The 7,693-nt window shown below is 58.4% G+C and carries 9 protein-coding genes and 1 pseudogene; 5 read left to right on the top strand and 5 right to left on the bottom strand.

Annotated elements, in window-relative coordinates; genetic code table 11:
- From ACIP1X_RS26945 to ACIP1X_RS26930, 4 genes are all read right to left on the bottom strand, one after another.
- On the bottom strand, positions 1-178 hold a 178-nt coding region (locus ACIP1X_RS26945), incomplete at its 3' end, for a hypothetical protein (protein WP_400755791.1).
- Positions 179-235: 57 nt separating this feature from the next.
- Positions 236-499: a DNA-directed RNA polymerase subunit omega gene (rpoZ, locus tag ACIP1X_RS26940; protein ID WP_016985812.1), complete on the bottom strand. Its 264-nt coding sequence runs from the start codon at positions 497-499 to the stop codon at positions 236-238.
- Between the two features lie 167 nt (positions 500-666).
- Entirely contained in the window at positions 667-1,287 is a 621-nt protein-coding gene (gene gmk, locus ACIP1X_RS26935) for a guanylate kinase (protein WP_053125052.1), read from the bottom strand.
- Between the two features lie 12 nt (positions 1,288-1,299).
- Positions 1,300-2,163: a YicC/YloC family endoribonuclease gene (locus tag ACIP1X_RS26930; RefSeq protein WP_053125050.1), complete on the bottom strand. Its 864-nt coding sequence runs from the start codon at positions 2,161-2,163 to the stop codon at positions 1,300-1,302.
- 270 nt (positions 2,164-2,433) lie between these two features.
- Between ACIP1X_RS26930 and rph the strand changes: the two genes are divergently transcribed.
- From rph to gltS, 5 genes are all read left to right on the top strand, one after another.
- Positions 2,434-3,156 (top strand): ribonuclease PH, encoded by a 723-nt coding sequence (gene rph / locus ACIP1X_RS26925; protein WP_016985814.1) that lies wholly within the window; start codon positions 2,434-2,436, stop codon positions 3,154-3,156.
- Positions 3,157-3,184: 28 nt separating this feature from the next.
- Positions 3,185-3,553, top strand: a complete 369-nt coding sequence (locus ACIP1X_RS26920; RefSeq protein WP_053125048.1) for a DUF4870 domain-containing protein — start codon at positions 3,185-3,187, stop codon at positions 3,551-3,553.
- 29 nt (positions 3,554-3,582) lie between these two features.
- On the top strand, positions 3,583-4,467 hold the full coding sequence (locus ACIP1X_RS26915) for a helix-turn-helix domain-containing protein (protein ID WP_400755790.1): 885 nt from the start codon (positions 3,583-3,585) through the stop codon (positions 4,465-4,467).
- A gap of 103 nt (positions 4,468-4,570) precedes the next feature.
- Entirely contained in the window at positions 4,571-5,761 is a 1,191-nt protein-coding gene (locus ACIP1X_RS26910; protein ID WP_400755789.1) for a M24 family metallopeptidase, read from the top strand.
- A 355-nt stretch (positions 5,762-6,116) separates the two neighbouring features.
- Positions 6,117-7,325 carry a sodium/glutamate symporter gene (gltS, locus tag ACIP1X_RS26905; RefSeq protein WP_400755788.1) on the top strand — a complete coding sequence of 403 codons (1,209 nt, stop codon included), beginning with the start codon at positions 6,117-6,119 and terminating at the stop codon, positions 7,323-7,325.
- An 80-nt stretch (positions 7,326-7,405) separates the two neighbouring features.
- Here gltS and crc read toward each other — a convergent pair.
- Positions 7,406-7,693: pseudogene (gene crc, locus ACIP1X_RS26900) on the bottom strand (catabolite repression control protein Crc); the annotation flags it as partial.

Raw genomic sequence — 7,693 nt, 5'->3', positions numbered from 1 at the left:
GGCCAATATTCAGAATATTGGCCACGGCAAGAGGATGCGTGACGTACGCCTCGCCGCTGCGACGGCGTTGACCGTCATGGGCTTGTTCGGCGTAGAAATACGCTCGGCGGACCAGGTTGACCTGGTCGTTGCCGAGGTAGGTCGATAAGCGATCGGCGAGGGCGTCTATGCTCGGCATGATGATTCCTGCCGTAAGCTGTGATCCCGCGCCGTGCTACGTCGACCAGGCATAGGCTTAGACGGCCTCGTTGGACTCGTCCTCGAACGCTGCGAACAGCGGCTCATCCTGGACGATTTCTTGCTCGGCGATGAACTCGTAGCTCATCAGGCCTTCAGCGATTTCACGCAGCGCTACAACGGTAGGCTTGTCGTTTTCCCACTGAACCAGTGGCTCTTTGCCGCCGGTGGCCAGTTGACGGGCACGTTTGGTAGAGAGCATGACCAGCTCAAAACGGTTTTCCACGTGGTTCAGGCAGTCTTCAACGGTTACGCGGGCCATGGTATTCCTCGGAGCGAATGCAATATGCGCGCTGCCCGGTTGGGCGAGCGGACTCAACAGTTTAAAAAATCACCAGCGATTAGGGAAGCGCTGATTTTTTAACCAAGCCCTTCAACGCGCTGCAAGTGCCAATGTAAAGCGCTTGCAGGCCTTTTGGGAAGTACTGATTAACCGAGCAATTCGGCCAGCAATTTGCCGTGAAGCTGTTGCTGACGCTTCTGAATGAGCTGATTGGCGCGGAAAATCGCCTTCAAATCGTCCAGCGCGTGGGCGAAATCGTCGTTGATGATCAGGTAGTCGTAGTCGACGTAGTGGCTCATTTCGCTGACCGCTTCACGCATGCGGCCGTCGATGATTTCGTCGCTGTCCTGACCACGGTTGGTCAAACGCGAATGCAGTGCTTGCAGCGACGGCGGCAGAATGAAGATCGAGCGCGCCTGCGGCATCAGCTTGCGCACTTGCTCGGCGCCTTGCCAGTCGATTTCCAGAATCAGGTCGTGACCCGCGTCGAGGGTTTGCTGCAGATGGCTTTGCGAGGTGCCGTAGAGGTTGCCGAAAACCTCGGCGCGCTCAAGGAAATCGCCGTGTTCGCCCATCTTCACAAACGCTTCGCGCGTCACGAAGTGATAGTTCACGCCGTCGACTTCGCCCGGACGCATGGCGCGGGTGGTGTGCGAAACCGAAACGCGGATCTCCGCGTTGGCGTCGGTCAAAGCCTTGACCAGACTGCTCTTGCCCGCGCCCGAAGGGGCGGAAATGATGTACAGGGTGCCGGTGCTGTGGGTCATGTCGGGGTTGCCTTACTCAATATTCTGCACTTGTTCGCGCATCTGCTCGATCAACACCTTGAGGTTGACGGCGGCTTGGGTGCTGCGCGGATCAAAGGCCTTGGAGCCCAATGTGTTGGCTTCGCGGTTGAGCTCCTGCATCAGGAAGTCCAGGCGACGCCCGGCTGCACCGCCGGACTTGAGCACCCGGCGCACTTCGATGATGTGGGTGCTCAGGCGATCCAGTTCTTCGGCCACGTCGCTCTTTTGCGCGAGGATGACCATTTCCTGTTCCAGACGCTGCGGATCCAGCTCGGCCTTCATGTCGGCGAAGCGGTCGAGGACTTTCTGGCGTTGGGTCGCGAGCATTTGCGGCACCAGTTCGCGCAGGGTCACGACGTCCGCTTCGATCGACGTCAGGCGCTCGTTGATCAACCGGGCCAGCTCCGCGCCTTCGCGCTCGCGGCCAGCCTTCAACTCTTTCAGACCTTGATTGAACAGGGCCAGCGCTTCGGCGTTCAGCGCCTGTGGATCGGTTGCATCGCCGACCAGCACGCCAGGCCAGGCCAGGACTTCCAGCGGGTTCAGCGCTGCCGGGTTTTTGATCAGACCCGCGATGGTTTCCGCGGCAGCAACCAGTTGCGCGGCGCGCTCGCGGTCGATTTGCAGCGCTTTGCCGGTGCTTTCTTCGGTGAAACGCAGGGTGCATTCCAGTTTGCCCCGCGACAGGCCCTGACGCAGCGCTTCACGCACCGCGCCTTCGAGGTCGCGAAAGGTTTCCGGCAAGCGCAGGTGCGGTTCCAGATAGCGACTGTTGACCGAGCGCAGTTCCCAGCTCAGGGTGCCCTGTACGCCGGCTTTCTCGACGCGGGCGAAGGCGGTCATGCTGTGCACCATGGCGGTAACCTCGCAATGCAGATCGGCGCGAAACCTGGGTTCCGCAAGCGCGATATCAATGAATTTATGCCGACTGGCAGCAAAGGCGCAGGATTGTAGCGCAGTGCGGCGAATGCGCCCAAACACACGGTGTGACAAAGGGCTGCAGCCCGTCGGTAATGCGTGTTTCAGGGCCCTCGGTCGTCGGCTCGAATTTTTAACCCGTGCCCAGTCGCGGTGCACCGCTCTATAATGCTCGGCAGTTTTCCGTCCTCAGTACAGGTATCTCCTATGAAACGTCCAAGTGGTCGCGCTGCCGATCAGCTCCGCTCGATCCGCATTACCCGCAACTACACCAAACACGCCGAAGGATCGGTGCTGGTCGAATTCGGTGATACCAAAGTCATCTGCACCGTCAGCGTCGAAAACGGCGTGCCGCGTTTCCTCAAAGGTCAGGGCCAGGGTTGGTTGACCGCCGAGTACGGCATGCTGCCGCGCGCCACTGGCGAGCGTAACCAGCGTGAAGCGAGCCGTGGCAAGCAGGGCGGTCGCACCCTGGAAATCCAGCGCCTGATCGGCCGTTCCCTGCGCGCTGCGCTGGACATGTCCAAGCTGGGCGACGTTACCCTGTACGTCGACTGCGACGTGATCCAGGCTGACGGCGGCACCCGCACTGCGTCCATCACCGGCGCCATGGTTGCTCTGGTTGATGCGCTGAAAGTAATCAAGAAGCGCGGCGGCCTGAAGGGCGGCGACCCGCTCAAGCAAATGATCGGCGCGGTGTCGGTCGGCATGTATCAGGGCGAAGCGGTACTGGATCTGGACTATCTTGAAGATTCCGCTGCCGAGACCGACCTCAACGTCGTGATGACCAGCACCGGTGGTTTCATCGAAGTGCAGGGCACCGCTGAAGGCGCGCCGTTCCAGCCGGAAGACCTCAACGCCATGCTGGAACTGGCCAAGCAAGGCATGAACGAGATTTTCGAACTGCAGAAGGCCGCACTGGCTGACTGAGCAGGTTCATAACCGCAAGGAGAGTGCGATGAGTGACGAGCAAGCGCTGCTGCCCAAACCGAGCCAGGAGGTTCGTCAATGGGCGATGTTTTGTCACTTGTCCGCTTTGCTGGGAATCTGGATTCCGTTCGGCAACCTGATCGGGCCGTTGATTCTCTGGCAGATGAAGCGTGAAAAGGATCCGTTTATCGATGCCCAGGGCAAAGAGGCGCTGAATTTTCAGATCACTGTCGCGATCGCGTCGTTGATCTGCTTCCTGCTGATGCTGCTGCTCATTGGCTTCGTCCTGATCGTGATATTGGGCATCGGCGCACTGGTGCTGACGATCATTGCCGGGGTGAAGGCCAACGAGGGCTATCCGTACCGGTATCCGTTTACCTGGCGGTTGATCAAGTAGGCTCGCGGGCCTGACGGGCGGAGTGCGCAATGGCTCAGCTGGTCTTTCCTTCTATCGAGCAGCAGACCGAGGAATGGCGGATGAAACCCGCCGCCGTGCTGACGGATCTGCAATCGACCGGCGCTGCGGTGTTCCGCTGGCAGCGTTCATCCACAGACAGCTATCACTTTGAACGTACTGAACCGCGCGAGCATGTTTTGCTCAGCGTGATGCTTGCGCCCATGCAGTCGCGCGCCGCTGTTGGCGGCCGGCAGGTGTGGGACGGCCAGATTCACAGCGGTCAGGTGCGATTGCTGCAGCCCAGCCAATCCGCGAGCTGGGACACGCGTAGCGCTTTCGACATCCTTCATGTGCATTTGCCAATGCCGGCGTTGACCGCTGCGGCGCAGGAGCAAGGATTGAGCTTCGCCGGATTTCGCGGAACGCATCAGCCGCTGTATCAAAACGACAGAGTGGCTCATTTGCTGGCCCGGCAATTGGCGCTGTCCATCGGTGACAACAGTCGGGGCGCCCGTGAGCAGGCGGATCTAAGCGTTCAGGTATTGATTGCTCATTTATTGAACAGTTATGAGCTTTCGAGCACCCAGCCAAGAGTTGCCAGCCAAGGCCTGATGGATGCCTTGCGATACATCGAGCGTCACCCCTGCGAAAAGCTTTGCATTGCCCGGTTGGCGGCAATTGCGGCGATGAGTGAATTCCACTTCGCTCGCGAATTCAAACGCGCCTTTGGCACTTCACCGCATGCCCATGTACTGGTTGTGCGCCTGCAGCGGGCGCGCAACGCTTTGGAAAACTCCGCCAAGACTATTTTGGAAATTGCCCTGGAATCCGGGTTTGCCGACTCCAGCCATTTCGCCCGAGTCTTTCGTAAAGCCTATGGCATCAGCCCGACGGATTTTCGCCAGTCCCGATAAAACTCGTGAGCAAGAAAGTACCGGCAATTGAGCAAGGATCGGCGCGACGCCTGCAACGCCCTCGTTGAACACTGCATGCACTTCAACGACACGGAGCCAGCCCATGGCACACCTCGGACACGCTGTGCGCGACTATCGCCTGCAACTGATGTACTCGCTGATGGATCGCGAAGGCTTTGATGCTTTGCTGTTCACCCAGGCCGACTTCTTCCAGTTTGCGACCAACTTCAATACCGACGTCGAGACGTGGGAACGGCCAATTCTGTGCGTCGTACCGAGAAATGGTGCGCCGTTTGTGATCGCCCATGAGCTATCGACGCATCATTGGCGATTTACCCAAGAGGCTGGGCATCTTTGGATCGAGGATGCACGTTTTTATGCCGAGCATCCGCGTGTGCAAAATCGCCTGCCCTTGGTCAGTCAGTGGAGTGAGCTGGTCGCACAATCTTTGCGCGATGCCGGGCTGCATCGGTCGCGCATTGGCGTCGACGCGATCACGGCGCCGTTGGCTCGCGTCGGTACTTTGCTGCCATCGTTGGTGCTGCAAAACGCGACCGAAGAGTGCCGCACGTTGCGGCTAGTCAAGCATGCAGAAGAGATCCAACTGATGCGCGAAGCCTGTGCGTTGACGGATTGGTTGCAGGATCGCTACCGGGAAAACATCCGCCCCGGACGGCTGGTTCAGGAGCTGGACATGAGCATGGCGGCACTGTTTGTCGAAGAAGCGGCTAATCGTTTCCCCGGTGAGGATGTGCAGTGCATTGAGTTTTTCACCCTGTCCGGCCCGGCGAGCTGTGCACCCCATGGCGATGGTCGGCAGTGCGGCGCACGCATCGAGAAGGGTCATGGTCTGGTGAACATCATTATTCCGCGCATCAACGGTCTGATCATCGAGAACGAGCGCACCTGGTTTTGCGGCAAGCCTTCGGCGCGGCAAATTCAGTTGTATGAGGCGGCGCGGGAAGCCAATGAGGCGGCGTGCGTAGCGGCGGTGACGGGCAATCCGGTTTGCGCGATTGATGCGGCGGCTCAAGGGGTTTTCGAGCGGCATGGAGTGGCGGACTTGATCATCCATCGTACGGGCCATGGACTTGGGCTGGTCGGCCATGAGTTTCCCCACGACATGGCGTTCAACACGCGTGCGCTGATGAGTGGCGAAGTGTATTCGGCTGAGCCGGGGATTTTTCAGTGGGGGCTGGGTGGCTTTCGGATCGACGACACGGTGGTGATTGGCGACACGCCAGACATCCTGACGCGCGCGCCCCGAGACATCTCCAGTCAGACAATTCTCTGATTAATAAAAATGCCCGTGTTTCACCTACGGGCATTTACATGAATGCAACGGGATTAGTTTCTTTGGGATGTAGGATTAATCTATTGCCGATGAATGGTAGTCATCTAGTTATATATTTTTCGCTCTTACATGTTTAGTCACAACTGCACTGCCTTGACGCTGGCTCCGTCCTTGGCATCGGCAATCGACGATTGTTAAAGTTGCCCGGCGTTATGTTTCTCTTGAAATATTTCGATATATTCAAGCCATCGAAGGTTCTTGAATTCCACAGCAATCAGTGTTGAGACAATCAGCCGATTCACGGCGCGCGCTCAGGAAAAGAGCTCGTCCCTGAATATAGCCAAGAATAATCAAAATGATTCAGCTCGATTTTTACGGAACACTCGTGGCCGCTTCCTTAGTACTTTTACTGGGGCGTGGTTTAGTTACTCGCGTTGGATTTTTGCGCAATTACAATATTCCCGAACCGGTTGCCGGCGGTCTGGTAGTCGCATTGGTTCTGTTGTTAATGCGAACGCTGGATATTGAAGTGCGCTTCGATACTTCGCTGCAAACGCCTTTGATGTTGGCGTTCTTTGCCACCATTGGTTTGAGTGCAGACTTCGCCAGCCTGAGAAAGGGCGGGCGCGTGGTGGGGATATTTCTGTTGGCGGTCGCCGGGCTGCTGGTGGTGCAGAACGCGATGGGCATTGGCCTCGCCACCCTGCTCGGACTTGACCCGCTGATGGGTCTGCTCACCGGTTCGATCACTCTGGCGGGCGGTCACGGCACCGGCGCGGCGTGGGGCACGGTATTCAGTGAGAAATACGGTTTGGCTTCTGCCTCTGAACTGGCGATCGCCTCGGCGACTTTTGGTCTGGTGCTGGGCGGTTTGATTGGTGGGCCGGTGGCTCGCCTGTTGATCAAACGGGTTGAGGTGCCAGGTTGCCAGAATCAGCAAGCGCCACGGCTCCCCAAGGGTTTTGAACAGCCGAACAAAGAGCGCTCGATAACGCCGTTTTCATTTATCGAAACACTCGCCCTGATCGCGGTCAGCCTGCTGGTCGGCAATCTGCTGAACGGTTGGCTGCAAGGCAGTGCGCTCGAGTTGCCGACCTTTGTTTGTGTGCTGTTTGTCGGTGTGTTGCTGCGCAACGGCCTCTCGGCGCTGGGCCTGTATCAGGTGTTCGAGCGGGAAGTGTCGGTGTTGGGCAATGTCAGCCTGTCGCTGTTCTTGGCGATTGCCTTGATGTCGCTGAAGCTGTGGGATCTGGCGGCGCTGGCGTTACCGATCTTCATCATTCTGGCGGTGCAGACCTTGGTCATGGCGCTGTTTGCGATTTTCGTGACGTTCCGCATGATGGGCCGCAACTACGATGCGGCGGTGCTGGCCGCAGGGCATTGCGGTTTTGGTCTCGGTGCCACGCCGACGGCGATCGCCAACATGCAGGCGGTGACGCAGCGTTACGGGCCTTCGCAGATTGCGTTTCTGGTGGTGCCGATGGTTGGTGCGTTCTTCATCGACATCATTAACGTCATCGTCATCAAGCTGTACCTGGCCCTGCCGATGTTTGTCGCGCTCTGAGGTTTAGCCCGCTCTAGGCTGGCGCACAAAAAATGCCCGTATCTTGCGATACGGGCATTTTTTTGACTGCGAAACGACGCTTAGATGGTCAGCGTCCAGTCGTAGTCGACGATCAGCGGCGCGTGCTGCGAGAACCGTGGCTGACGCGGCAGACGTGCGCTGCGTACAAAGCGGCGCAAGCCCGGTGTCAGGATCTGGTAGTCGAAGCGCCAGCCCAGATTGAGCATCTCGGCCTGTTCGTTATCCGGCCACCAGCTGTACTGGTCGCCTTCACGGCTGACTTCGCGCAGGGCATCGACATAACCCATGTTGCCGACAATCTCGTCCATCCAGGCGCGTTCCGGCGCCAGGAAGCCCGGGGATTGCTG

It is taken from the genome of Pseudomonas sp. NPDC088885, from assembly GCF_044750025.1.
GTDB lineage: Bacteria > Pseudomonadota > Gammaproteobacteria > Pseudomonadales > Pseudomonadaceae > Aquipseudomonas > Aquipseudomonas rustica.
This window is presented reverse-complemented; position numbering and strand designations above follow the sequence as displayed.